The organism is Alloyangia mangrovi (assembly GCF_002300555.2).
Taxonomy (GTDB): domain Bacteria; phylum Pseudomonadota; class Alphaproteobacteria; order Rhodobacterales; family Rhodobacteraceae; genus Salipiger; species Salipiger mangrovi.
This window is the reverse complement of the sequence record NZ_NTHN02000053.1, coordinates 1-23,192: the sequence shown is the minus strand read 5'-3', so window position 1 is coordinate 23,192 and position 23,192 is coordinate 1. Positions and strand designations below refer to the sequence as shown.

The 23,192-nt window shown below is 67.3% G+C and carries 20 protein-coding genes and 3 pseudogenes; 9 read left to right on the top strand and 14 right to left on the bottom strand.

Annotated elements, in window-relative coordinates; genetic code table 11:
* Positions 1–90 precede the first annotated feature (90 nt).
* From lptF to rsmA, 6 genes and pseudogenes are all read left to right on the top strand, one after another.
* The gene (lptF, locus tag CLG85_RS21675) at positions 91–1,215 is read left to right on the top strand and encodes an LPS export ABC transporter permease LptF (protein WP_095883911.1); all 1,125 of its coding nucleotides are present in this window, start codon (positions 91–93) and stop codon (positions 1,213–1,215) included.
* The gene (lptG, locus tag CLG85_RS21670) at positions 1,212–2,306 is read left to right on the top strand and encodes an LPS export ABC transporter permease LptG (RefSeq protein ID WP_095883910.1); all 1,095 of its coding nucleotides are present in this window, start codon (positions 1,212–1,214) and stop codon (positions 2,304–2,306) included. Before lptF ends, lptG begins: the two co-directional genes overlap by 4 nt.
* Positions 2,303–4,471, top strand: coding sequence for an LPS-assembly protein LptD (locus CLG85_RS21665; RefSeq protein WP_095883909.1), 2,169 nt, complete (start codon positions 2,303–2,305; stop codon positions 4,469–4,471). The genes lptG and CLG85_RS21665 overlap by 4 nt, the downstream gene beginning before the upstream one ends.
* Positions 4,462–5,178 (top strand): annotated as a pseudogene (locus CLG85_RS27515) (SurA N-terminal domain-containing protein); the annotation flags it as partial. The gene CLG85_RS21665 and the pseudogene CLG85_RS27515, both read left to right, overlap by 10 nt.
* A 507-nt stretch (positions 5,179–5,685) precedes the next feature.
* Positions 5,686–6,682 (top strand): annotated as a pseudogene (pdxA, locus tag CLG85_RS21655) (4-hydroxythreonine-4-phosphate dehydrogenase PdxA).
* Between the two features lie 66 nt (positions 6,683–6,748).
* On the top strand, positions 6,749–7,588 hold the full coding sequence (gene rsmA, locus CLG85_RS21650) for a 16S rRNA (adenine(1518)-N(6)/adenine(1519)-N(6))-dimethyltransferase RsmA (RefSeq protein WP_260349995.1): 840 nt from the start codon (positions 6,749–6,751) through the stop codon (positions 7,586–7,588).
* Positions 7,589–7,681: 93 nt separating this feature from the next.
* Here the strand turns inward: rsmA and mltG are convergent, their stop codons facing one another.
* The 5 genes from mltG to CLG85_RS21625 form a co-directional block, all read right to left on the bottom strand.
* Positions 7,682–8,842 (bottom strand): endolytic transglycosylase MltG, encoded by a 1,161-nt coding sequence (gene mltG, locus CLG85_RS21645; RefSeq protein WP_095883926.1) that lies wholly within the window; start codon positions 8,840–8,842, stop codon positions 7,682–7,684.
* Between the two features lies 1 nt (position 8,843).
* A complete protein-coding gene (gene fabF, locus CLG85_RS21640) occupies positions 8,844–10,103 on the bottom strand; it encodes a beta-ketoacyl-ACP synthase II (RefSeq protein WP_095883925.1) in 1,260 nt (419 codons plus the stop codon).
* Between the two features lie 111 nt (positions 10,104–10,214).
* On the bottom strand, positions 10,215–11,009 hold the full coding sequence (locus CLG85_RS21635) for a glycosyl transferase (protein WP_095883924.1): 795 nt from the start codon (positions 11,007–11,009) through the stop codon (positions 10,215–10,217).
* A gap of 85 nt (positions 11,010–11,094) precedes the next feature.
* Positions 11,095–12,378: a DUF3422 family protein gene (locus CLG85_RS21630; RefSeq protein WP_095883923.1), complete on the bottom strand. Its 1,284-nt coding sequence runs from the start codon at positions 12,376–12,378 to the stop codon at positions 11,095–11,097.
* 126 nt (positions 12,379–12,504) lie between these two features.
* Positions 12,505–13,203: a YoaK family protein gene (locus CLG85_RS21625; RefSeq protein WP_095883922.1), complete on the bottom strand. Its 699-nt coding sequence runs from the start codon at positions 13,201–13,203 to the stop codon at positions 12,505–12,507.
* A gap of 411 nt (positions 13,204–13,614) precedes the next feature.
* On the opposite strand from CLG85_RS21625, the gene CLG85_RS21620 reads away from it, so the two are divergent.
* Entirely contained in the window at positions 13,615–14,043 is a 429-nt protein-coding gene (locus CLG85_RS21620) for a hypothetical protein (protein ID WP_141244702.1), read from the top strand.
* A gap of 177 nt (positions 14,044–14,220) precedes the next feature.
* Here the strand turns inward: CLG85_RS21620 and lipA are convergent, their stop codons facing one another.
* On the bottom strand, positions 14,221–15,171 hold the full coding sequence (gene lipA, locus CLG85_RS21615; protein ID WP_095883920.1) for a lipoyl synthase: 951 nt from the start codon (positions 15,169–15,171) through the stop codon (positions 14,221–14,223).
* A 281-nt stretch (positions 15,172–15,452) separates the two neighbouring features.
* Between lipA and CLG85_RS21610 the strand changes: the two genes are divergently transcribed.
* Positions 15,453–16,001 carry a peroxiredoxin gene (locus CLG85_RS21610; RefSeq protein WP_095883919.1) on the top strand — a complete coding sequence of 183 codons (549 nt, stop codon included), beginning with the start codon at positions 15,453–15,455 and terminating at the stop codon, positions 15,999–16,001.
* Between the two features lie 104 nt (positions 16,002–16,105).
* Here the strand turns inward: CLG85_RS21610 and CLG85_RS21605 are convergent, their stop codons facing one another.
* The 8 genes and pseudogenes from CLG85_RS21605 to CLG85_RS21570 all read right to left on the bottom strand — a co-directional run bounded on the left by CLG85_RS21605 (position 16,106) and on the right by CLG85_RS21570 (position 22,137).
* Positions 16,106–17,182 carry a DUF1513 domain-containing protein gene (locus tag CLG85_RS21605; RefSeq protein ID WP_095883918.1) on the bottom strand — a complete coding sequence of 359 codons (1,077 nt, stop codon included), beginning with the start codon at positions 17,180–17,182 and terminating at the stop codon, positions 16,106–16,108.
* Between the two features lie 13 nt (positions 17,183–17,195).
* Positions 17,196–18,203 carry an imelysin family protein gene (locus tag CLG85_RS21600; protein ID WP_095883917.1) on the bottom strand — a complete coding sequence of 336 codons (1,008 nt, stop codon included), beginning with the start codon at positions 18,201–18,203 and terminating at the stop codon, positions 17,196–17,198.
* Positions 18,204–19,767 (bottom strand): annotated as a pseudogene (locus tag CLG85_RS21595) (di-heme oxidoreductase family protein).
* Entirely contained in the window at positions 19,739–20,224 is a 486-nt protein-coding gene (bfr, locus tag CLG85_RS21590; protein ID WP_095883915.1) for a bacterioferritin, read from the bottom strand. Before bfr ends, CLG85_RS21595 begins: the two are co-directional and overlap by 29 nt.
* Positions 20,187–20,468 (bottom strand): (2Fe-2S)-binding protein, encoded by a 282-nt coding sequence (locus tag CLG85_RS21585; protein ID WP_095883914.1) that lies wholly within the window; start codon positions 20,466–20,468, stop codon positions 20,187–20,189. The genes bfr and CLG85_RS21585 overlap by 38 nt, the downstream gene beginning before the upstream one ends.
* A gap of 14 nt (positions 20,469–20,482) precedes the next feature.
* The gene (locus CLG85_RS21580; RefSeq protein ID WP_095883913.1) at positions 20,483–21,745 is read right to left on the bottom strand and encodes an imelysin family protein; all 1,263 of its coding nucleotides are present in this window, start codon (positions 21,743–21,745) and stop codon (positions 20,483–20,485) included.
* Between the two features lie 54 nt (positions 21,746–21,799).
* Entirely contained in the window at positions 21,800–21,961 is a 162-nt protein-coding gene (gene hemP, locus CLG85_RS21575) for a hemin uptake protein HemP (RefSeq protein WP_095883912.1), read from the bottom strand.
* A complete protein-coding gene (locus tag CLG85_RS21570) occupies positions 21,961–22,137 on the bottom strand; it encodes a hypothetical protein (protein ID WP_176476701.1) in 177 nt (58 codons plus the stop codon). Before CLG85_RS21570 ends, hemP begins: the two co-directional genes overlap by 1 nt.
* Before the next feature lie 228 nt (positions 22,138–22,365).
* Here CLG85_RS21570 and CLG85_RS21565 point away from each other — a divergent pair.
* Positions 22,366–23,192 (top strand): metallophosphoesterase family protein (locus CLG85_RS21565; RefSeq protein ID WP_260349994.1); only part of this gene is annotated, 827 nt, incomplete at its 3' end.

Here is a 23,192-nt window from a genome sequence, read left to right as displayed (position 1 = left end):
CAGAGGCACCTTTTCCCGCGAAGAGCGATCGTCTAGGGTCGTCGCCAACGGAAAACCGGGGGAAGTGAAGTGCAGAGATTCGACAGATACATGCTGTCGCAGCTCATGGTCCTGTTCGGGTTTTTCTCGCTGGTGCTGGTGATGGTCTACTGGGTGAACCGCGCGGTGAACCTGTTCGGCGACCTGATCGCCGACGGCCATTCCGGCCGCATCTTCATCGAATTCACCCTGCTGAGCCTGCCCGCGGTGATCGCCATCGTGCTGCCCATCGCGGCCTTTGCCGCCTCGGTCTACGTGATCAACCGCTCGAGCAACGATTCGGAGCTGACCGTGGTGCAGGCCACCGGCTATTCGCCATGGCGTCTGGCCCGGCCTGTGCTGGTCTTCGGGCTGATCATCGGCGCGATGATGGCGGTGCTGGCGCATGTTCTGGTGCCTCTCTCCTATGGCCAGCTGCGCGAGCGCGAGGCGGAGATCTCGGGCTCGGTCTCGGCCCGGCTGCTGCACGAGGGCACCTTCCTGCACCCGGCCAAGGGCGTGACCTTCTACATCCGCGAGATCTCGCCCGAGGGCGAACTGCGCGACGTCTTCCTGTCGGACCGCCGCCTGAAGGACCGCGAGGTGATCTACACCGCCCGCACCGCCTATATCGTGCGCAGCGAGTCCGACACGACGATGCTGACGATGGTCGAGGGCACCGCCCAGACCCTGCGCCGCTCGGACAAGGCGCTGTCGACCACGACCTTTGAGGATCTGACCTACGATATCTCGAGCCTGATCACCCCCGACCGCCGCCCCGGCCGTCGCGCCCGGCAGATCGATACGCTCGAGCTGCTGACCGACACCGAGGCCGTGGCCATCGAGGTCAACGACTCGGTCGGCGAGGTGCTCGAGGAGGCGCATATGCGCTTCGAGCAGCCGCTGCTCTGCGTCGTCGCCGCGCTGATCGGCTACGCCGCGCTGATGACCGGCAGCTTCTCGCGCTTCGGGGTCACCCGGCAGATCATCGGCGCGATCTTCCTGCTGGTGCTGATCAAGATCATCGAAAGCTCGGTCTCGACCCCGGTGCGGGCCAATGGCGCGCTCTGGCCGCTGATCTACCTGCCCAGCCTCACCGGCTTCGCGATCACCGGCGCCATGCTCTGGCAAGCCTCGCGCATGCGTCGCCCGGGCCGGGCCGCGCGCAAATCCCCCGCTCCCGGAGCCGCGGCATGATCCTGCATTTCTACTTCGCCCGGCGCTTCCTGCGGTTCTTCCTCGCCATCGCGCTGATCTTCGCGCTGTTCTTCTTCCTCGTCGATCTGGTCGAGCAGCTGCGCAAGTTCGGCGAGAAGGTGAGCTTCGGGCAGGTCGTCCACATGACCCTGCTGAACCTGCCTGGCGGCACCTATTCGATCCTGCCGCTGGTGACGATCCTTGCCGCCATCTCGATGTGCATTTCGCTGGCGCGCAGTTCCGAGCTGGTGGTCAGCCGCGCCGCGGGCCGCTCGGGTCTTGCCGCGCTGATGGGGCCGGTGGGCGTGGCTCTGGTGATCGCCGGGCTGGCGGTGGGCATGCTCAATCCGATCGTCGCCGCCACCTCGAAGCGCGCCGCGGACCTCGAGCAGGAATGGGACAGCGATGGCGGCTCGGTGCTGTCGATCGGTGCCGAGGGCCTCTGGCTGCGGCAGGGCACCGACGGCGCGCAGACCGTCATCCGCGCCAGCCGCACCAACCCCGATGCCACCACGCTCTTCGACGTGAGTTTCGTCAGCTACGCCCCCGGCGGCGGCCCCGAGCAGCGGATCATCGCCGAGCGCGCCGAGCTCGAGGCCGGTGACTGGGTGCTGAGCAAGGCCAAGGTCTGGCCTCTCGGCAATGACGGCAACCCCGAGCAATCCGCCCAGACCTTCGAAGAGATGCGTCTGCCCTCGAACCTGACGCAGGACGGCATCCGCGACCGCTTCGGCCAGCCCTCGGCGATCCCGATCTGGGAGCTTCCCGCCTTCATCCGTGGGCTCGAGGAGGCCGGCTTCTCGGCGCGCCGCCACATCGTCTGGCTGCAATCCGAGCTGGCCCAGCCGATCTTCCTCGTGGCCATGGTGCTCGTCGCCGCGGGCTTCACCATGCGGCCGGCGCGGCTGGCCAACACCGGCCTGTCGGTGCTGGCTGCGGTGATGCTCGGCTTCGGGCTTTACTACGTCCGGAACTTCGCGCAGATCCTCGGCGAGAATGGCCAGCTCAACCCGATGCTCGCCGCGTGGGTGCCGCCCGTCGCCGCGCTTCTGCTGGCCCTCGGGCTGGTGCTCCAGATGGAGGAAGGATGACCCCCCAGACCCGACTGCTCGCGGCTGCGCTGGCCCTGAGCTTGCCGCTCACCGCCGCGCTGCCCCTGCCGCTGCGCGCCCAGACGAGCACCACGACCACCCCGGCACAAGACCAGGGCCCGGCGATCCTCGTTGCCGACGAGGTCTTTGTCGAAGATGGCAACCGCCTGATCGCACAGGGCAATGTCGAGGCGCTGCAGGATGGCACGCGGCTCGCGGCGAGCCGGATCGTTTACGACCAGAAGGCAGGAACCCTGCAGATCGAGGGGCCGGTGCGGATCACCGACGCCTCCGGCAACCTGCTGCTGGCCGAGAGCGCCGAGCTGGAGGAGGGCCTGCGCAACGGCATCCTCACCGGCGCGCGCATGGTCATGGAAGAACAGCTCCAGCTCGCCGCCGTCGAGGCGCGCCGGGCCGAGGGCCGCTTCACCCAGCTCAGCCGCGTCGCGGTCAGTTCCTGCCAGGTCTGCGGCGAGAACGAGGTGCCGCTCTGGTCGATCCGCGCCGACCGTGTGGTGCATGACCAGGAGGCGCAGCAGATCTACTTCGAGGGCGCGCAGCTGCGGGTGCTCGACGTGCCGATCCTCTGGGTGCCGAGCCTGCGCCTGCCCGACCCCTCGCTCGAGCGGACCCGCGGCTTCCTGATCCCGTCGTACCGCACGACAACCCTGCTCGGCTTCGGCGTGAAGATCCCCTACTTCATCCCGATCGGCGATCATCAGGACGTCACGCTCACGCCCTATATCTCCTCGGTCACCAAGACGCTCGAGGCGCGCTACCGCCGCGCCTTCGTCAATGGCGACGTCGAGCTCAACGGCGCGCTGACCCGTGACACGCTGACCACGGACGAGACCCGTGGCTACCTCTTCGCCGAGGGGAATTTCGGGCTGCGCAACGAGTTCCAGCTCGACTTCGACCTCAAGATGGTCAGCGACGAGGCCTATCTCAACGATTACGACTACGACGACCTCGACCGTCTCGACAGCACGATCGAACTGTCGCGGGCGCGCTCGGACGACCTGCTGCGGCTCGGGGTGGCCCATTACCAATCGCTGCGCGCCTCGGAAAAGGACGCGCTGCTGCCGTCGTGGATCCTCGACGGCACCTACGAGAAGCGCTTCTTCCCCGGTGGCCGGCTCGGCGGCGAGCTGCGGCTCGGCACCGAGGTGCACGGGCACTACCGCACCTCCTCGGACGACATCGACGGGCGCGACGTGGCCCGGGTCACCGCCGAGGCGAGCTGGCGCCGGCGCTGGACGCTGGACGGCGGGCTGCGCTTCGGGCTGACCTCCGAGCTCTGGTTCGATCGCTACGCCTACCGGCAGGACAGCAGTTCGGACAGCGACGTGTCGCGTGTCATGGGCGGCACCGCGCTCGAGCTGCGCTGGCCGCTGGTCCGGCACGACGCGGGCGGCGGGCACACGCTGCTCGAGCCGGTGATGCAATACGGGCTGGTGGGCGGCACGCGGGTCAATATCGTCGCCGACGAGAGCACCCGGGTCGAGTTCGACGAGGCGAACCTGCTGGCGCTCTCGCGCTTCCCCGCCGCCGACCGCCGCGAGCACGGGCAGACCCTTGCCGCCGGCCTGCGCTGGCTGCACGAGGCACCCGATGGCTGGCGCGCCGGGATGACCCTTGGCCGGGTCTGGCAGGACGAGGTGGACGAGGACTTCAGCCAGTCCTCCGGCCTCGACAGCCGGATGTCGGACTGGCTCGTCGCTGCCGGCTTCAGCAATGATTCCGGGCTCACCATCTCGGCGCGCGGGCTGCTCGCCGGGATCAGCGATCTGAACAAGGCCGAGGCGCGCGTCGACTGGTCCAACGACTGGATCGATCTCGGTGCCTCCTACCTCTTCCTGGTGCAGGACGCCGCCGAAGAACGCGACGAGACACAGTCCGAATGGTCGCTCGAAGGCAGCTACCGTTTCGCCACCAATTGGACCAGCTCGGCGGAATGGCGCTACGACCTTGCCGATCAACGGCTTGACCGCGCGGGCATGGGCCTGCAATACCGCAATGAATGCGTCCAGGTCGACTTCTCGGTGACGCGCAAATACGCGTCCTCGACCAACCTGGAACCGTCCACCGATTACGGCCTCTCCGTGGCGCTGACTGGCTTCGGCACCTCGGAAAGCGCCAAGGAGTATCGACGCACATGCAAGTGATCCCCTCCCGTTTCCTCCGCGCCGTCATCTGTGCCGCAGGCCTGGCGCTCGCCCCCGCGGCACTGCCCGCGCAGGGGCTCTTCTCGCCCGCGATCCTTGTCGACGAGATGGTGATCACCAACTACGAGATCCAGCAGCGCGCGCGGATGATCGAGGTGCTGAACTCCGGCTCCGATCCGGTCAAGCTCGCCCGCGAGCAGCTGGTGGACGACCGCCTGCGGCTGCAGGCCGCGAAGGACGCGGGCATCAATCCGTCGGACGCGGAAGTCACCGACGGCATGGCCGAGTTCGCGCAGCGCGGCAACCTGAGCCTCGAGCAATTCGTCGGCGTGCTGAGCCAGAACGGCGTCGACGAGCAGACCTTCCGCGATTTCGTGACGGCCGGCCTCGCCTGGCGCCAACTGGTTCAGGCGCGCTTCCAGGCCCGTGCCACCGTCAGCGACGAAGAGGTCGACCGCGCCCTCTCCGGCAGCGGTACCGGCTCCAACGTGCGCGTGCTGCTCTCGGAGATCATCATCCCGATCCGTCCGGGCACCGAGGCGCAGGTGCAGAACCTCGCCGAGCGCATCTCGCGTTACCGTTCGACCGCCGAGTTCTCCGCCGCCGCGCGCGAATATTCCGCCACCGCCACCCGCGGCGAGGGTGGCCGCCTGCCCTGGCAGGATCTTTCGGCGCTGCCGCCGGTATTGCGGCCGCTGGTGATCGGCCTCTCGCCGGGCGAAGTCACCGCGCCGATCCCGATCCAGGGCGCCGTGGCGCTCTTCCAGATGCGCCAGCTCGAGGAGTCGGGCTACGCCGCGCCCGAGATCGCCTCGGTCGATTATGCCACCTACTACATGGCCGGTGGCCGCACCCCCGAGACGCTGGCCAAGGCCCGCGTGCTGGCCAGCAAGGTCGACCGCTGCGACGATCTCTACGCCATTGCCAAGGGCCAGCCCGCCGAAGTGCTGCAGCGCCAGTCCCTGCCCCCCCTCCGAGCTGCCGACCGACGTGGCCTACGAGCTCTCGAAGCTCGATCCGGGCGAGATTTCGACCGCGCTCACCCGCTCGAACGGCCAGACGCTGATGGTGCTCATGCTGTGCAACCGCACCCCGGCGGTGACCGCCGATGCCGACCGCCAGCAGGTGACCATCGGGCTGCGCAACCAGCGCCTCAACCAGATGTCCGAGGCCTACCTGTCGCAGCTGCGCTCCAACGCGCATATCGTGGAGAAATGAGCGCGGCTCCAGCCCTGCCGATCGCCCAGCCCATCGCCCTGTCCTGTGGTGAGCCCTCCGGCATCGGGCCGGAGCTGGCCGAGGCCTGCTGGTCCGAGCTTGGCGCCACGCTGCCCTTCTTCTGGATCGGCGAGCCCCGGCACCTGCCGGGCACCGTCCCGCACGTGATGATCGAGCGCCCCGCCGAGGCGCTCGAGGCTGCGACCCGCGGCCTGCCGGTGCTGCGGCAGGAGATGCCCGGCCCCCCGCGTGCCCGGCGTACCGCAGGCGGCGCAGGCGACGGGCGTCGTCGCCGCCATCGAGCGCGGCGTGCATCTCTGCCTCTCCGGCGAGGCCGCGGCGCTCTGCACCCTGCCGATCTCCAAGCAGGCGCTGGCCGAGGGTTGCGGCTTTGCCTTCCCCGGTCACACCGAGTTCCTTGCCCATCTCGGCGGCGTGCCCGAGGTGGTGATGATGCTCGCCTGCCCCGAGCTGAAGGTCGTGCCCGCCACCATCCATATCGCCCTCGAGGATGTGCCGCAGGCACTGACCGAGGAGCTGCTCGAGGCACGCCTCAGGATCACCCATGACGCCATGTCGAGCTTCGGCATCGCCAGGCCGCGCATCGCCGTCGCAGGGCTCAATCCGCACGCCGGCGAAGGCGGACGCATGGGACGGCAGGAGATCGAGGTGATCGCGCCCCTGCTGGAACGTCTGCGCACCGAGGGCATGGACCTCATGGGACCGCTCCCGGCCGACACGATGTTCCACGCCGCCGCCCGCGCCCGCTACGACGTCGCGGTCTGCATGTATCACGACCAGGCGCTGATCCCGGTCAAGACGCTGGGCTTCGACGAGGGCGTCAACGTCACCCTCGGCCTGCCCTTCGTGCGGACCTCGCCCGACCATGGCACCGCCTTCGACATCGCGGGCAAGGGCCTCGCCAACCCCTCCTCGACGCTGGCGGCGCTGCGCTTGGCCGCCGAGCTTTCGGCTGGCGCGGCACGGGGGTAAGGGTATAGAGGGGCTCTGCCCCTCGCCCTGGGGCCTACCCCGAAGTATTCAAGGAAAGATGACAGCATGAGCGGGATCGACGGCCTTCCTCCGCTGCGCGAGGTGATCGCGACGCATCAGCTCAGCGCCAAGAAGTCGCTGGGCCAGAACTTCCTGCTCGACCTCAACCTGACCGCCAAGATCGCGCGGGCGGCGGGGGATCTTACGGGCATGGATGTGCTCGAGGTCGGCCCCGGCCCGGGCGGCCTGACCCGAGGGCTGCTCGCCGAGGGCGCGCGCCGGGTGCTGGCGGTCGAGAAGGACGCGCGCTGCCTGCCGGCGCTCGACGAGATCGCGCGGCATTACGAGGGCCGGCTCGAGGTGATCAACGGCGACGCGCTGCAGGTCGACCCGCTTGAGAAGCTGACCCCGCCGATCGCGATCTGCGCCAACCTGCCTTACAACGTCGGCACCGAGCTCCTGGTGCGCTGGCTGACCCCGACCGACTGGCCGCCCTTCTGGTCGACGCTGACACTGATGTTCCAGCGCGAGGTCGCCGAGCGCATCGTGGCGCAGCCGGGCTCCAAGGCCTACGGGCGGCTCGCCCTGCTGGCGCAATGGCGCTGCGAGGCGCGCATCGTGATCAGCCTGCCGCCCTCGGCCTTCACCCCGCCGCCCAAGGTCTCCTCGGCCGTGGTGCATCTCAAGGCCCTGCCCGAGCCCCGCTACCCCGCCGATGCCAAGACGCTGGAGCGCGTGGTCGCCACCGCCTTCAACCAGCGCCGCAAGATGCTGCGCGCCGCGCTCAAGGGGCTGGCGCCGGACATCGAGGAGAAGCTGCTGGCCGCAGGCATCGAGCCCACCGAGCGCGCCGAGCAGGTCTCGCTCGAGCAGTTCTGCGCGCTGGCGCGGATCTTGAAGGGCTGAAGGCACCTCGCCGCCCTGACTGCCGCGAGAATACTCCAAACTGAAAAAGGCCGGGCATCACGCCCGGCCTTTTCTGTCTCTGGCGAAGGACCGTCAGTTGCCCTGGGCCTTCTCCGCCTCGATCTTGCGCCAGTTGGCGACGTTGCGGTTGTGCTCGTCGAGCGTCGCCGCGAAGGCGTGGCCACCCGATCCATCCGCCACGAAGTAGAGATACTCCGACTGCGCCGGGTTCAGAGCCGCCTCGATGCTGGCGCGGCCCGGGTTGGCGATCGGGGTCGGCGGCAGCCCGTCGATGACGTAGGTGTTGTAGGGCGTCTCCTTGCGCAACTCGGACTGACGCAGTCCGCGGCCCAGCACGCCCTCGCCGTTGGTCAGCCCGTAGATCACCGTCGGGTCCGTCTGCAGGCGCATACCGCGCTCCAGACGGTTGACGAAGACCGAGGCCACCAGCGGACGCTCTTCGGCGACGCCGGTTTCCTTCTCGACGATGGAGGCCATGACCAGCGCCTCTTCGGGGCTGTCATAGGGCACGCCTTCGGCACGGTTGGCCCAGGCCTGCGCGAGGATCGCCTCCTGCGCCTGACTCATCCGGGCGATGAGATCGGCGCGGGTGTCGCCGGGGGTGATCTCGTAGCTGTCGGGTGCCAGCGAGCCCTCGGCGGGCCGGTCACCGGCCTCGCCCTCGAGGATGTCGATCTGGCCCAGCTCCTCGATCACCTTCCAGCTGGTCACACCCTCGGCCAGCGCCACGCGGAAGCGCGTGCCGACCTCGGACTTGATCGCGTCGTAGCCCTCGGGGCGCGGCTCCGCGCTGGCGGGATCGAACTCGATCCGCTCGACGTAGCGCCCGGTCTCGGGATCAAGCTCGCGCACCTGCACCTGCGCGGTGTTCACACCGATGCGGTAGACCACCTCGGTGCCGCAGGTCGAGGCCCCGCCCTTGGTGACGATCTCGGTGATGTCCGACATCGAGGCATGCTCGGGCACCAGGTAGGAGCCCGCCTTCAGCGCGCCGGTCTTGTCGGTGTAATCCGCGCCGAGCCGGAACAGCATGTCCGAGCTGACCGCCCCCTGCTCTGCAAGATCCCGCGAGACCCGGCCGAAGTTCGAGCCGCGCTGCACCTGCAGGCAGATGGGCTGCGTCAGGGGCCCTTCGGCGCTGTACTCGTTCTGCGCCCAGAGCAGGAAACCTCCGGCGAGGAAGACGAGCACGACGAGAAAGGTCATCGCGTTGGAGGCGATGTTGCGCCACATCTCAGCTGACCTTCCCGAAGATCACGCTCGCATTGGTGCCGCCGAAGCCGAAGCTGTTGGAGAGCGCGTAGTCGATCTTGCGCGCGCGCTTGGCATTGGGCGCGAGGTCGATCGGCGTTTCCACCGCCGGGTTGTCGAGGTTGATCGTCGGCGGCGCGACCTGGTCGCGAATCGCGAGGATCGAGAAGATCGCCTCGATGGCGCCGGCGGCGCCGAGCAGGTGGCCGGTCGCCGACTTGGTCGAGGACATGGTCACGTTGCCAGCGTGATCACCGAGCAGCTTCTCGACCGCGCCAAGCTCGATGGTGTCGGCCATGGTCGAGGTGCCATGCGCGTTGATGTAATCGATCTGGCTCGGCTCAAGGCCGGCCGACTTCAGCGCCGCGCCCATCGAACGCAGGGCGCCGTCGCCGTCTTCCGACGGCGCGGTGATGTGGTAGGCGTCGCCCGACAGGCCGTAGCCGATCACCTCGGCGTAGATCTTCGCGCCGCGCGCCTTGGCGTGCTCGTATTCTTCCAGAACCACGATGCCCGCGCCTTCACCCATGACGAAGCCGTCACGGTCGGCGTCATAGGGGCGGCTGGCCTTGGTCGGATCGTCGGCGCGCTTGGTCGACAGCGCCTTGCAGGCGTTGAAGCCGGCGATGCCGATCTTGCAGATCGCCGCCTCGGCGCCGCCCGCGACCATCACGTCCGCATCGCCGTACTTGATCAGGCGCATCGCGTCGCCGATGGCATGTGCGCCGGTCGAGCAGGCGGTGACCACCGAGTGGTTCGGGCCGCGGAAGCCGTATTTTATCGAGACCTGACCCGAGATCAGGTTGATCAGCGCGCCCGGCACGAAGAAGGGCGACACGCGGCGCGGGCCCTTTTCCTGCATCATGACGGCGGTGTTGGCGATGGAGTTGAGCCCGCCGATGCCCGAGCCGATCAGCACGCCGGTGCGTTCCTGATCTTCCTTCTCGGTCGGCAGCCAGCCGGAATCCTCGACGGCCTGCTGCGCGGCGGCCATGCCGAACAGGATGAAGGTATCGACCTTGCGCTGCTCTTTCGGCTCCATGTAGGTGTCGGGATTGAAGGTGCCGTCAGAGCCGTCGCCCAGCGGCACTTCGCAGGCGTAGGTGGTGGTAAGTCCCTCGGTGTCGAAGCCCTTGATCGGCCCGGCGCCCGACTGCCCGTCCAGAATACGTTCCCAGCTTTTCTCGACCCCGTCCGCCAGCGGCGTGACAAGCCCCAGCCCGGTAACCACAACGCGACGCATTGCTCTGCCTCTCTTTCAAGTTCCCAATGTTGACGCCGCTCATACCGCGCGGGCGGCTTGCTCGGCAAGCATAACGGTTAATTTCGCTGTTCGTTTAGACCCGGAACGCCCTCACGCCCAGTCTGCGCCGAGATCCGCTTGCGCCCGGTCGATCCAGTGCTCGCGCAGCCAATCGCAGGGCTTGGAGTGGCGGATGAAGCTGCCATTGTAGCCCTCCAGCGCCTCGGACATCTTCGGATGGCCGTGGAAGCAGACCACCCGCGCGTCCTCGGGGAGCCGCGGCGCATGCAGCCAATTGCCCGGGAACGGGTTGCAGTCATACTTGAAGGACACGACCCAAGGATCGGGAATATATGTGAAAACTCCTCGATCCATTGCCTTGTGAGAGGTGTAGCGCTGTTCCGACCCGCGGGCCTTCTCGACCTCGGCATAGGCATCGGCCGCAAGGTCCTCGTAGAGGAAACCATGCTGCGCGGGATCGAAGCGGAACACCGAGCCGTGGCCGGTGGGCCGCCCCTTGCGCTTCTCGGTCCAGTCGTGGCGCATGGCGATGGTGCCCGGCGCGAGGTCGTGGATTTCTTTCAGAGGCCCTGTGATCACGACATCGAGATCGAAGCCCAGCACCGGCCCCTCGAGGTCGGGAACCAGCCCGGGGCGGAACAGCGAGACCTTGCGCATGGCGCCCTGACGGTTGGCCACCGCAAGCGCTGCGGCCATGGGCTCGGCGAAGGGTTCGACCGGCAGGTCGATGATCTCGATGTCGGGGTGCAGCCCCTCGGCGTGCTCGGTCATGCAGAAGAAGCGCACCGGGCGGTCCATGTGGCGGCGCACGCCGGAATAGAGCCGGTTGACGTATTCCGGGCCAAAGGCGGTGCCCCATTTGATGCAGAAGATATTGGCGCGCATGATGCTCTCCGGGTCGCTCTTGCCTGCGCTTTAGACCAAAGCGCGGGCAAGTGCCAACCTCTCACGGGAAAAGCCGCTTTCGCCGCTAGTGCACCGAGTGGCGGATCCGCCGGATGCCGAACCACACCAGCAGCGCCACGGGCACCACGGCGAGCGCGGTGAGCGTGCCCTTCGACACCCCCACCGCCTCGGACACCGGGTAGAGCAGATAGCCCACCAGCGAGACCGCATAATAGGAGATCGCCACCACCGAGAGCCCCTCGACCGTGGTCTGCAACTGCAATTGCTGATCGGCGCGACGGTCGAGGCTCGCGAGGATCTCCTGGTTCTGCGCCGAGCGCTTGACCTCGACGCTGGTGCGCAGCAACTCGCCCGCCCGCATCGCCCGCGCCGACATCTCGGCCAGACGCTTCTCGCTGCTCTTGACTGTGCGCATGGCCGGATCGAAACGCCGTGCCATGAACTCGCGGAAGGTCTGCCGCCCCTCGAAGCGCTCTTCGCGGAGCACCGAGATGCGCTGGTTGACCAACGCCTCGTAAGCGGCGGTGGCCGAGAGGCGGAAAGCGCTCTGCGCCTGCACCGTCTCGAGCTCCGCCGAGACCCCGAGCAGCGCCTTCAGCACGTCTTCCTCGGGAGTGTCGCCCCTGGTCATCTCGGTCGAGAGCCGCGTCAGGTTCTCGTCGATGCGGGTCAGGTCGGTGCGGATCGCGCTGACCCGGGTGAAGCCGAGCATGGCCATGGTCTTGTAGACCTCGATCTCGCAGATGCGCTGCACCACGCGCCCCACCCGCTGCGCGCCGGTGCCCTCGCTGGCGAAGACGGCAAAGCGCTGGTGCCCCGCCGGGTCAATGTGGAAATCCCCCGCAGCCACCAGCGCATCGTCGAGCATCGAGCTCACCGCGACGCTGTCGGTGACGAACCAATTGGCGAGGTCGGACTTGATCCGGGCGGGATCGGCCGGGCGCTCGACAATGCGGATCATCGCCGAAGTCATCCGCACGCCGGGCATCGCTTGCAGCCAGTCCTCGGGGAAGACACCGAAGTCGCGCGGATCGAAGGGCACGTCGCCGAGCCCCGGCAGGAAGGCGGTATAGGTAACGAACTCGGTGTGCAGTTCCCACTTGATCTCCGCCTTGCCGATCCGCCCGGCGTAGTGCCGCGCGTCGGGCTTCGGGTGCTGCGCGCCGTGGCGGTCGAGCAGCTCGATCAGATGCGCCAGATCCTCGTCGCGGTCGCGCGAGGCGGCGTCATGGGGGCGCTTGACGGCGAGGTAGACAGCCCGGCAGGGCACCTCGAGCGAGGGGAACGGACGGGCGTGAAGCTCGTTGGCAAGCTCGTAGCGCAACGGGTGGTCTTTGATCGGCGGCATTGCTCTGGCTCCGGGGTGCTGCGGCGACCCTAGCGGCCACCCTAGCAAAGTAAAGAAATTAATCCTTCTATATCAGATAATTAACTGAATACATTCGTATACAACCTCAAGTCAGGCACCTGCGTTTCAACCCTGAGCACGGCGGGCGCGCAGCACCTCGGGCACCGAGATCAGCAGGAGCACCGCGGCGCAGATGGCGAAGAGCGAGGGACCGATGCTGCCGAAGAGCACCGCGCCCAGCACGCCGCCGCCGGCGAAGCAGGCCAGCGTCAGGCTGTGCAGCCGCAGTTTCGTGAGCGTATCGCGGCGCGCGCCGATATTGGTGAAGAGCACCGCCAGCCCGATGCCAATATCGGTCGCCATGCCCGAAACATGCGTCGTGCGCACCCTTGAGCGCGAGATCATCGTTGTCACCGCGTTCTGCAGCCCCATGACGAAGCTCAGCACGATGACCAAAAGCGCCTGCGGCGTGGCGGGCCACAGCAGCAGCACAGCGCCCAGGGCAAGGACAAGGAGCCCTTCGGCCGCGATGGCTTGCGCGTAGATTCCCCGCCGCCCCCGCGCCTCGCCCTTCTGGATGGCGAGCGCCGCCAGGGTCGCGCCGCTGATGAAGGCCGCCACCAGTCCGAGGAAGGACAGCGCCAGCAGGACCGCGCCGCTTGCGAGGTGATCGGCAAAGGCCGAGATATTGCCGGTCATGTTGGCGGTGAAAGACCCAGCAATCAGGAAGCCGACGGCATTCAACGCCCCCGAGACGGACGACAGCAGCCCGGCAAGAAAGAGATCGATGACCCCGCTGCGATCATCTCCGACCCGGATCAGCATTGCCCACCCCTTACCCGCGTGACCCCGAGATCCTAGGTCGCGCAGCGCCAAAGTGCAAAGCCCTTGCGCAGGGCGGCGGAGCGGGTGTCCGCCCCGCATCCGCGGCGTGGCCTATTTCGGCAGCACGCATTGGCGGAAAAAGATATGGCTGATATACATCAATTAACGAAACTCACGGCAAAGATTTTTTTTATAGCCTCGCCCAACCCAAAAAGTATCAGCGTCGATTATATTCAGAAGAGATCGCCACATATAAATCTGCCACATATAAACGAAGAAGGCGTCACATAATTGCGTCACCGCATATATGATCATGCGGCCATCCAAATTTATCATGGACAGCCCGGCAAGGCGCGCGCAATTCTCCGCTCGTAAGTATGTTTGTGTTTTCTATGTTTCGGGTTTTGTTGCATGGCTATATTAAAGATTTTGCCGCTCCTGTTCATGATTGCGGCCTCCTTCGTAGAGGCGAAGGGCATCGACCTCCTGCTTTTCGACGCGGGCACGCAAACCAGTTTCGCAGGCTGCCTGACCTGCGCTCCGCAGGAGCCGGACTCCATCTGCAACGAGAGTGGCAGTTATGGCTCGCGGCACCTGTCGAAAAGCCTCTGGAACATCCATGGCCCGTTCGGCTCGAAATACAGCCCGGACAGCCCGTGGAACAAGGATGGCGCGGGACTGGTCGTGGTGGATGCCTCCGGGACCGTATACGGGAATTTCTCGCGCAATCCGCTGTCGCATGCAGAGCAGCCGCCAATTTCCAGCGTGCGCTATATGATCGAGCTTTACGAAAGATATACCGACCTCTCCATCGTGAGAGATCTCATCTGCGAAAGGTAGCCGTCATCCGCTTGCAAATGACCATGCCTTGGCGGCCCGCGGCGGAGCGGCCAAACCGAGACATCGCGGCGTGAAATCCGGCAAGCCCCAAGGCGCGGCAAAAGATGCGGCAATAGGAAAAGGGGCGCGGCCTTTCGGCCCCGCCCCTCCCGTCTTTCGAAACCGCAGCGCGACGGCTCAGCCGTTGGCCAGCTTCGCCTCGCGGGCAGCGCGCAGCCGGGCGAAATCGTCCCCGGCGTGGTAGCTCGAGCGGGTCAGCGGCGTGGCCGAGACCATCAGGAAGCCCTTGCCGAAGGCCGCCTTCTCATAGGACGCAAATTCGTCGGGGGTGACGAAACGATCGACCCGGTGGTGTTTCGGCGTCGGCTGCAGGTACTGGCCGATGGTCAGGAAGTCGATGTCGGCGGCGCGCATGTCGTCCATCACCTGCACGACCTGCTGACGCTCCTCGCCGAGGCCAACCATGATGCCGGACTTGGTGAAGATATGCGGGTCCATTTCCTTGACCCGCTGCAGCAGCCGCAGCGAGTGGAAGTAGCGCGCGCCGGGGCGGACGGTGGGATAGAGTCCGGGCACCGTTTCGAGGTTGTGATTGAACACGTCGGGGCGCGCGGCGACCACGGTCTCGAGCGCGCCGGGCTTGGACTTGAGGAAGTCCGGCGTCAGGATCTCGATGGTGGTCCCGGGCGAGCGGTGACGGATCGCGCGGATGGTCTGGGCGAAATGCTCGGCGCCGCCGTCGTCGAGGTCGTCGCGGTCCACCGAGGTGATCACGACGTGCTTGAGGCCCAGCTTGGCAACCGAGTCGGCAACCCGGCCGGGCTCGAAAACGTCGAGCGTGTCGGGACGGCCGGTGGCGATGTTGCAGAAGGTGCAGCCGCGGGTGCAGATGTCGCCCATGATCATCATGGTGGCGTGCCCCTGGCTCCAGCACTCGCCCACGTTGGGACAGCCGGCCTCTTCGCAGACGGTCACGAGCTTGTTCTCGCGCATGATGCGGCGGGTTTCGTTGTAGCCCGCGCCGCCGGGCGCCTTGACGCGAATCCAGTCCGGTTTCTTGGGCTGGGCATTGTCGGGACGATGCGCCTTCTCCGGATGGCGCTGCGCCGGGATCTTCAGGTCTCGCAAAGCGTTTCCCCCGCGATGTGGGTCAGGTTGCCCCGAAGGATAGACCGCTTCCGCGAGAGGTTCCAGCCCCGCCCCCGGTTCGGTCCCGCCAGCGGGACAGCACGTATCGGCGCTTCCCCTACGCCGATCCTTCGCAAAGCGCAATCGGCGGGCAGTCCGATGCACAATCGGGCCCGGACCGACCGCCGCGTGAGCCTTCTGCTTGCGCCCGCCGCGCCGGCCTCCTATCCCCACGTCAAGGGAGGAGACCCGACTTTGCACGTTCCCGAAAGGACACCAGAATGAGAACCGGCGTCGCGCTTCCCAATGTCACCTTCCGTACCCGCGTCCGCGACGAGTCGATTGAGGGACCCAACCCCTTCCGCTGGCAGGACATGACCACGGCGGATTACTTCAAGGGCAAGCGGGTGATCCTCTTCTCGCTGCCGGGCGCCTTCACCCCGACCTGCTCGACCTACCAGCTGCCGGGCTTCGAGAAGAACGCCGAGACCTTCCGCGCGCAGGGTATCGACGAGATCTACTGCATGTCGGTGAACGACAGCTTCGTGATGAACCAATGGGCGAAGTCGCAGAACCTCGAGGCTGTCAAGGTGATCCCCGACGGCTCGGGCGAGTTCACCCGCCGCATCGGCATGCTGGTGAACAAGGATAACCTCGGCTTCGGCATGCGCTCGTGGCGCTACGCGGCGATCATCACCGACGGCGTGGTCGAAGCTTGGTTCGAGGAGCCCGGCCTGTGCGACAACCACGGCGAGGATCCCTACGGCGTGTCGAGCCCGGAAAACCTTCTGGAGTACCTGGCGAACGCAAAGGCCGAAGCGGCGGCCTGAGGCACGTGCCGATCCGATGAGAAAAGCGGGCCCATCTGGCCCGCTTTTTTTTGCATCCGGTGCGCAGGATCGCCCGGACGCAAGGCGAAACGCCGGGCGCGGGCTTACCCGGCGATGCGCACCAGGTGATTGTCCCAGGCCACATCCGCCCGCCGCAGCGGCTTCGGCGTCGCGCCCTTGACGAGGATCAGCCCGCCGAGCCCGTCGCTGGCCATGTAGCCGCCCTCGTGGGTCGCCAGACCACAGACATCCGTGCGCGACACCGCCCCGAGAAACGCGCCCGTCTCCGAAAAGCGGTGCATCCGCCCACCCCGCGGCGAGGTGATGGCGATCTCGCGCCCCTCGCCGGCAAAGGCGACACTGCCCGCGTAGCCCTTCATCACCAGCTCGTCCTCAAGCGGCGCCTCGCAGAGTACCGGCGCCTCGCCGCGGCGGTGCAGCCCAAGCAGCGGCGTCGCCGCCCCCGCCTCGCCCTGCCACTGCATGCAGAAACCGACCAGCCCGTCGGGCCGCAGCGCGAGGTGGCGGATCGAATTCTGGTGCAGCTCGGGCTCCAGTTCGACCTTCTCCAGCAAGGTGCCGTCAAAGCCCACGTAGGCGAGGTTCGGCTGCATCGTGTCGAGGTTCAGCTCGTTGCGGTCGAAGGCGTCGGTCTGGATGCCGCCATTGGCGATGACGAGGCTCTGCCCGTCGGGCATCAGCCGCAGCTCGTGCGGGCCCAGCCCATGGGTCGGGAAATCCGAGACACGCTGGTAGCCCGCCTCGACGTCCCAGATACCGACGCGCCCGGCGCTGCCCTCGGCCACCTGCTCGGAAGTGAAGAGCACCGTGCCGTCGGCGGAAAAGGCACCGTGGCCGTTGAAGCTGTGCCCCTCGGGCGCGCTCAGCTCGTGCAGCACCTCGCCGGAGATGCAGTCGATGACCAGCGCATAGGTGCCCGGGCGGCGGGCAAAACCCACGGCCTCGGCGCGGGTGGGATGGGCGCAGGCGGCGTGACCGCGCGCCGGAAGCGGCACGCGGAAGGCCTCCTCGCCACCCTCGCGCAGTCCGACCAGCACGAAGCTGCCGTCGGCCTGTTTCGCCGCGGCAAGATAGGTGGGATCGCCCACCGCCGCCCAGCCGGTGGCGGGAGCGGCAGAAACGGCCAGAAGGCTGGCGATGAAATTGCGTCGGGTGGTCATGGCCTCGTCCTTCTCAGTCGCCGTCGCCGGAATTGAAGCCGGGCTGGATGCCGAGCCGCAGGCCGATCTCTGTCTCGAGTGCATCGCTCAGGGCGCGCACCTGCTGCTGGAGGATCTCGACGTGCAGCCGCTCGGAGGGATCGTCAACCGTCTGGAAACTCGGATCCTCGACCCGTTCGGCCAGCTCGTAGAGCCGGTCCAGTGCCGCCTTGCTCTGCGGCAGGTCCCAGTCGGCCAGCGCGGCGGCCATGTCGTAGGCGCCCTTGCTGTCCTGCAGCACGTTGCGCAGGCTGCGGCCCGATCGCCAGGCCTCGGCGCGGGTCGGACGCGGACGCTCGAAGGTGCCGAGGGGGCGGCCAAGCCGGGTGTCGGCGGTGAATTCGAGCCCGGTGAGGATCTGCGTATAGAGCGCCCGGATCGCCTCGTCCTCGCCCATGTAAGTGGCGTTGCCCTCCTGCCCCGCGGTGCGCAGCACGTCGGCGAACTGGCCCTCCCAACCGGCATCAAGCTTGGCCGCCTGCCGGGCGAGATCGCGGGTCATGGTCTGCACCAGCGTGCAGGAATAGCTGCCTTTCTCGTAGTCCGAGAACGCCGGGTCGTAGAGCATGTATTCCAACGGGTAGAGCCCGCGCGCGGCGATCGAGACATCGCCATAGGCGATCGGGTCGCGGCCGATCTCCTCCTCGCCCGCGATGAGTTTGGTCAGCGTCTTGGGCGTGAAGCCGCGGCTGTCGGGCCAGAAGGCCACCGGCAGCGCGCCGGTCTCCGAAGGGCCGATGTGGATGTCGGCCACCGCGTTCCACAGATCGAAGGCATGCATCCAGGCATCCTGCAAAGAACCGGCGGTGCACTCGGCCTGGGCCGCGCCGGCCAGCGTCTCGGTGGCCTGCGCGAAGGCGGCGAAGGCGGGCAGGATGTGCTCGTCGAGGGCCTCGGGCACGCCGGCCTGGGCTGGCGCAGACAGGGGCGCGGCAAGGGGCGACGCCAGAAGCATGGCGCAAAGGGTCAGGCTGGTCTTCATTCACAAACTCTCCAGATACCGGATCAGCGCCGCGCGGTCCGCCGGCACCATGGAAACCACCTTGCCGCGCTGCGTTTCGGCCTCGCCGCCATGCCAGAGGATCGCCTCCAGCAGGCTTCGGGCCCGTCCGTCGTGCAAAAAGGTGGTGTGGCCACTCACCCGCCGGGTGAGGCCGATGCCCCAGAGCGGCGCGGTGCGCCATTCGCGCCCTGTGGCGCGGCCCTCTGGGCGGTGGTCCGCCAGCCCCTCGCCCATGTCATGCAGCAGCATGTCGGAATAGGGCCAGATCAGCTGGAAGCTCTGCTCGGGCTGAGCGTCGAGCCGATGGGTGACGAATTTCGGGGTGTGGCAGGCCGGGCAGCCGGTCTCGTAGAAGACGCGCTTGCCCTCCAGCACCTGGGGATCGTCCGCGCCGCGCCGCGCCGGAACGCCGAGGTTGCGGCTGTAGAAGGTGACGAGATCGAGCGCTGCCATGTCCGCCTCGAAGCCGCCGCGCTCGGGATCATCGCCTCCGGGCGCCTCGCGGCAGGCGGTCTGGGCGGCGGTGCAGTCGCCCCATTTGTCGGGATGCAGCGGCGTCGAGATTCCGATGTCGCTGGCAAAGGCCGCCGAGGATTGCTCACGGATCGTCGCCATGCCCGCCTTGTGGCCGAAGCGGCCCAGCATGGGCGCATCGTGCTCCAGCGACCAGACGATCGCGGCGCGGCCCGAGATGCCGTCGCCATCCGCGTCATCCGGGTCGGCCAGCGCGAGGATGTCCTGCGCCGGGATCGCCTCGAGCAGGCCAAGGCCGATCATCTGCGGCGCGACGCGCGGGCTGAGCATGGCGCCCTCGCCGAGCGGGCCATAGGCGAGATCGGCAGCGGCATAGCGCGGCACCCGCAGCGAGGCGCGCTCGCCCCCCCGAGAGCGGCACCGGGCGCTCTGCGTAGGTCACCTCGAAGCGGGCCTCGCCGCCCTGCCCGACGGTGGCGAAATCCTGGATTTGCTGGCCGTAGACCGGATCGGGTTCGGTGGCGATCCACTCGGCGATCCGCGGCATCTCGGCCCCGGGATCGGCGGGCACCGAGACCCGCAGGAAGATCGACACGGCGCCGTCGTCCGGCCCGTCGGGCGGATGGCCGCGCCCGTCCTTGAGGTGGCAGTTCTGGCAGCCGCGGGCGTTGTAGAGCGGCCCCAGCCCGTCAGAGGCGCGGGTCGACGAGGGCGAGGACACCCAGAGCTTGCGGAAGAGCCCGTTGCCCACCTTGAACTCGAGCTCGCGGTCGAACTCCATGTTGCCCGAGGGCTGTGAGAAGGCCTCGGCGCTGCGGCGCGGGCGCACAGTGGCGGCCCCGGCGGGCAGATCCTCGAACTGCTCGGGGGCCGAGAAATCCTGCGTCCAGGCGGTCACCGCGGCGACGCGCTTGGCCTCGTCCTCGGTGCGGGGAAGGATGTGAAGATGCTGATCGTGCAGCCCGGGCGCGGTCCCGTCAGAGGGGGTGCCCTCGGCAGCAAGGGAAGCGCCGCCCCAGAGGGCGGCGCAAAGCGCGATGCTACTCGGCTTCGTCCATCGGGGACGCATTGAGAAGCGCATAGCGTTCTTCTCCGAGCTTTTCGTAGAGGTCCAACTGTGTCTCGAGGAAGTCGATATGCCCTTCCTCGTCCATCAGCAACTCCTCGAAGAGTTTCATCGTGACGTAGTCGCCGGCGGAGTTGCAGTACTCGCGGGCTTCCTTGTAGAGCGCGCGGGCCTCTTCCTCGGCAGCGAGATCGGCCTCGAGCGTCTCCTTGGCTGTCTGGCCGATGCGTAGCGGGTCGAGCTTCTGCAGGTTCGGGTGACCGCCGAGGAAGATGATCCGGGTGATCAGCTTGTCCGCGTGGTGCATCTCCTCGATGCTCTCCTCGCGGCTCTTCTTGGCCATGTGGCCGAGGCCCCAGTCTTCCTGCAGACGGTAGTGCAGCCAGTACTGGCTGACCGCGGTGAGTTCGGAACGGAGTGCCTTATTGAGGTACTCGATGACTTTCTCGTCGCCCTTCATATCCGCCTTCCTGTGATTTTCCGCGACCGCGCAGGTCACGGAGGTGCATGGGAACCTCCAGATTGTCGTTACGTCGCATGGTTTGCAAGAAGAGCGGCATGCAACCCCCGCAATCGGCGGCTTTACCCAAGGCGTGATATATTTTTCCGGGCGTGATGATCGTCTGCGGGTCGGATTGCCGCATCCAGTCGATCGCGGCATGTATGTCGCGATCCGAGATGCCCATGCAGTGGCAGACGATCATCTGTCCGGTCCTTCTTACTGGAAGACGGAGGTGGGGTTGTCGAGGCTATCGGAACCTTCGAACTCGATGCCCTCGAGAGCCAGCGTGGTGACGATCCGCTCGATGGTACGGGTCTGGTCGATGAGACCGTTGACGCCGCCCATGATCAGCTCTTCGCCACGCTCGTTGCCCGCCTCGAGCATCTGGTCGTAGGCAAAATCCTCTTCCTCGGCGGCAGTCTTGATCGCGCCGAGCGCGCTCATCGTGGCGTCGAGCTTGGTCTTCATCTCCTCGTCGAGTTCCGGCGAGGTCTCGGCCACCAGGTCGCTCAGCGACGGGCCCTCGACGGTGCTGCCGTCGACGCGGGTGTAGCTGCCGAGATAGACGTTCTGGACGCCCTTGCCGTCGTAGAAGTGCGAGTTGTGGGTGTTGTCCGAGAAGCAGTCATGCTCTTCCTCGGGGTCGTTCAGCATCAGCCCGAGGCGCATGCGCTCGCCCGCCTGCTCGCCATAGGACAGCGAGCCCATGCCGGTCAGCATGGCCACAATGCCCGCGTCGGCATCGGCGCTGACCTCAGCGCGCGCCGCGCCATCCTCGGCCCAGTTCGCCGCCATTTCCTCGAGGTCCGAGACCAGCAGCTGGGTGACCGAGGTCAGGTAGGCCGCGCGGCGGTCGCAGTTGCCGCCCGTGCAGTCATCTCCGACCACGTAATCGGTATAGGGACGCTCGCCCGCGCCCGGCTCGGTGCCGTTGAGGTCCTGCCCCCAGAGCAGGAACTCGATGGCATGGTAGCCGCGCGCCACGTTGGTCTCGATGCCGTCGGCCTCGTTCAGCGTGTCGGCGATCAGTTCGGGGGTGATCAGCGAGGCGTCGACTTCCTGACCTGCCAGTTCCAACGTCGGGTTGGCAATCACGTTGGAGGCCGCGAAGGGGTTCTCGTCCGAGGCGCCACCATAGCTTTCATCCACGTAGTCGATCAGACCCTCGTCCAGCGGCCAGGCGTTCACCTTGCCTTCCCACTCGTCGACGATTGGGTTGCCGAAGCGGAAAACCTCGGTCTGCTGGTAGGGGTTGCGCGCGGCGAGCCAGGCCTCGCGGGCCGCGGCGAGCGTGTCCTCGGAGGGGGCGGCGATCAGCGCGGCCACCGCGTCCTGCAGCGCCTTGGCGGTGCTCAGGCTGTCTTCGTATCCGGCCTGCGCGATGTTCGCATAGGTCTCGATCACGGCGGCCTTGTCGGTGGCGGCCAGCGCCGGTGCGGCGATGGTCAGCGCGAGCGCGGATGTGGTCAGGAATTTCATCTAGGTGTGTCCCCTCGTTGGCTTTTTGTTTTTGGTGCGGCTAGCGAAGACGTCTTACTTGGTCAGGATCAGCTTGCCCGCCTTGGTGATGCGGAGCGTATAGACCTGCCCGTCCAGTTCGATTTCGGCGAGATTGCCGCTGTCGGTCAGCAGGCGCGCGTCATGGCGCGGGATTGCGGGTTGCGCTGCGTCGGCTTTGAACCGGTCGATCATCATCATCTCACTCCTCGTGCGGAACGCGCCTGCGGCACGTCGCGCGACATTTCCACGCGGTCGAGCAGCGCTTCGAGCGCCCCTTCCGCGGGCCAGAACGCCCCGAAGACCATGGTCAGAAGGTCAGCCCGCGTGGCGCGCGCCGATGCCGCGGTCGAATACCCGATCTCGTGCTTCACAACGGCTCCCTCTCTCCAAGTGCCCTCGTCTGTCGGCTCCCCCGGGGCTGCCGATCGAAACCGGCACGAGGTGGCTTGCTTGCCGCCAAAACTGAGCAAATAGATCGGGTTTGTCAATCCGACAAATTCGGTCGGACTTCACAACCTCAACAGGAAGCCGCGAAATTCCACCCTCTACGCGTTGCGGTCGCCTCGCAGATGCGCAATCACTTGCGCAAAGGGGACATCATGGCAGACTTCCGCTTCATCCACGCCTCCGACCTTCACCTGGGCCGGCGCTTCGCCGCCATGCCCGAGGAGATCCGTCCGCATCTCGCCGAGGCGCGCCACGGCGCGATCCCCCGTCTTGCCGGCGCCGCCCGTGCGGCGGGCGCGGCGCATGTGCTGATTGCCGGAGATCTCTTCGACACGCCCACCCCGAGTCCGCGGGTGCTGGTGCAGGCGCTCAATGCCTTCGGCGCCGAGGACGACCTCACCTGGTGGGTGCTGCCCGGCAACCACGACAGCCTCGGGGCCGAGGCGCTCTGGGCCGAGGTCACCACCCGCGCGCCCGCCAACCTGCGCCTGCTGGACACACCCGAACCGGTCGAGATGGCCCCCGGCGCCTGGCTGCTGCCCGCGCCGCTGCCGCGCAAGTTCCCCGGCTACGACCTGACCGACTGGATGCCCGCCGCCGAGACACCCGACGGGGCGCTGCGCATCGGCCTCGCCCATGGCGCCGTGCGCAGCTTCGACGAAGAGGATGCGCGGGCCTCCGAGGTGATTCCGCCCGACCGCGCCGAAAGCGCCCGGCTCGACTACCTCGCGCTCGGTGACTGGCACGGGCAGATGGCGCTCGGCCCCCGTACCCGCTATTCCGGCACGCCCGAGCGCGACGGCTTCCGCCACGAGGGGCGCGGCGCCTGCCTTGCGGTGACGCTGAGCGGCCCCGGCGAAATGCCCCGCATCGAGACCATCGAGACCGGCCTCTACCATTGGCAGGACGCGGCCCTGCCGCTGCTGCCCGGGCAGGACGCCGCGCAGGCGCTGCACGACGCCTTGCCCGAGGGCCGTGC